Source organism: Pseudomonadota bacterium (assembly GCA_040752895.1).
Lineage (GTDB): Bacteria > Pseudomonadota > Alphaproteobacteria.
This window is the reverse complement of the sequence record JBFMHN010000012.1, coordinates 1-2090: the sequence shown is the minus strand read 5'-3', so window position 1 is coordinate 2090 and position 2090 is coordinate 1. Positions and strand designations below refer to the sequence as shown.

At 62.0% G+C, this 2090-nt stretch carries 4 protein-coding genes; all 4 read right to left on the bottom strand.

The features are described 5' to 3' along the window. Positions 1 to 1025: aromatic/alkene monooxygenase hydroxylase subunit beta (locus AB1781_11350; protein ID MEW5705162.1), on the bottom strand; the 1025-nt coding region annotated here is incomplete at its 3' end. A 45-nt stretch (positions 1026 to 1070) separates the two neighbouring features. Next, positions 1071 to 1370 (bottom strand): MmoB/DmpM family protein, encoded by a 300-nt coding sequence (locus tag AB1781_11345; GenBank protein ID MEW5705161.1) that lies wholly within the window; start codon positions 1368 to 1370, stop codon positions 1071 to 1073. Positions 1371 to 1408: 38 nt separating this feature from the next. Then, a complete protein-coding gene (locus AB1781_11340; GenBank protein MEW5705160.1) occupies positions 1409 to 1747 on the bottom strand; it encodes a Rieske 2Fe-2S domain-containing protein in 339 nt (112 codons plus the stop codon). Between the two features lie 20 nt (positions 1748 to 1767). Then, the gene (locus AB1781_11335; GenBank protein MEW5705159.1) at positions 1768 to 2022 is read right to left on the bottom strand and encodes a toluene-4-monooxygenase system B family protein; all 255 of its coding nucleotides are present in this window, start codon (positions 2020 to 2022) and stop codon (positions 1768 to 1770) included. Positions 2023 to 2090 lie beyond the last annotated feature (68 nt).

The window sequence follows — 2090 nt, the reverse complement described above, 5'->3', positions numbered from 1 at the left end:
AAGCCGAGGCTTGCGCGGAACGCCCGCGTGGCTTTCTTTGCTTCCTTGGCGCCGTCGGGGTTGTCGGGAAGGGCGGCGCAGAAGGCGTCCACCGCCTTCTCGGCCAGCGGCACCCATTTGTCGAACCAGCCCTGGATCACCTTCCGGTTGGCCGGGTTCTTGAGGGCAAGCTCGACCAGCGCCGTCGACCAGCGCCGCGAGCGTTCGGCGTCGCGGAGCGCCGCGTCGCCCAGGAAGTGGACGAGCATGTCGCCGTTACGGCGCGCCGAGGCCCCGAACTGGCGGAAGAACGCCTCGTCGAAGGCGGGCTTGGCGACAAGGTTGAGGGCGACGAAGCTTTCGCCCATGTCGTAGGCGATGAGCGCCTTCTCCAACAGTTCGCGGAAGCCCTGCCAGTGGGCATCCTCCTCCCAGTGTTTCCGCTCGTCCTTGCCGAAGCCGGCCTTCGGGTGCGCCTTCGCAAGCTCGGCCGTCCGGTAAGCGACCCGCGAAACCCAACGGAACTGGTCCCCCGTTTGGAACATGGCGCAGTTGGCGATCGTGCTGGAACAGGCGATCTGGGCGATATAGGCGGATCCCATCTGCAGCGCGTGCAGGGGATAACGCGCCGGCGCATAGGTCGCCGCCAGCACCTTCACCCAATCGGCCGAAAGATCGGCGTCGTGGCCGCTTTCGCTGAACTCGTCCAGGATGCCGTCGACGTAAGTCTCCTGGCCGTCCTGCATCCGGCAGTAGGTGCGGTAGATGATCTCGTCGGGGTCGCGGAAGGCTTCCCAATTGTCGTACTGCAGGGGCGAGCCGTCGCGGTAGCGCTTGTACCACGTCGCCATCGGGATCGTGGGCGAGATCTCGAACGGCTCCGTCGTCTGCCGTTCGCCCGGAAAATCGTTCCCGGGCGACAAGGAATCCATCAGCCAGTAGGCTTTCGTCGTCGTGATCTCGTATTCGCTGGGCCGTCGCCGCTCCTTCGCCAGGTGGCTGAAGGTTTTCAGCGGCTTCAGGACTTCGGACGCATCCTCGCTCATCGTTTTCCTCCCTCGGGCCTTCGGGAATTTTTCCCGAACGCCGCCTTAGAATTTTTTCTCGAAATAGAACCGGGCGTGTTCGGACGAAAGGTCAATGCGGCCGGCAAACGTGCTGAGAACAACCTCGAGTTCCTGCATGACAAAGGGGCGGCTGAGAATTTTCGCCATCGTCTTGCGGCGGATGATGCAGTCGTCGTCCGTCTGGACCCGGACGTAGGACTCGTGGTCCTCGACCTCGAACGTCTTGCCCGGGTTGTCTTCTTCAAGCGCCTCGATCGCGGCGTCGGCGATCTCGCCGGTCATCAGGACCGGGCCGACCTTGTTCTTCGTGCTAGCTGCGCTCATATCCCTCACTCCTGGCCGGTTGAACGACGGCGGACGCCTCAGGCGCCCGTCGCAAAGTTCGGCGAAACCCCTTCCACGTCGACGTACACGTCTTCGCCTTCAACTTTCACCTTGTATTCGGCAAGCCGGCACCCGCCGGGGTTGATCCCCTCGCCGGTCTTGCCGTCGAACGTCCACTCGTGCGCCTTGCAGGTGAGGACGCTGCCGTCGAACTTGCCGTCCCAAAGCGGTACCTGCTGATGGGGGCAGATGCCCTGATAGGCCTTGACCTCGCCGCCTTCCGGGTAGACGAGCAAGACCGGCACCTTGCCAATCGGCCGCATTTCCATCTCGCCTTCCCACAGTTCGTCGAGCGAACAGATTTTCGTGAACGCCATGTCGTGCCTTTTCTTCTTTTTTATTGTTCGTAATAGATTTCGACCGGCGTCATGGGCGGAAGCTTGGAGTCCTTTATCTTGAGGTCGCGGGGAAACGGCTCTTTTTCTCCCTGGACGCGAACGCGAAGCGGTTTCTTCTGAATGGGGACCCGTTTGCCGGCGGAATGCACCGCCGCGGCCGCGGCCACCTCATCCATCGTGTTTTCCGTGTCGACGGCGACGAGTTGCAGCAAAAAATCGCCCTGAAAATTGGAAACCAGCGGAAACAACGCCATGATTGAAATCCCCCCGTGAACGTCCTTACGCCAAACCTTACGCCAAACCTTACGCCAAAAGCCGGGCG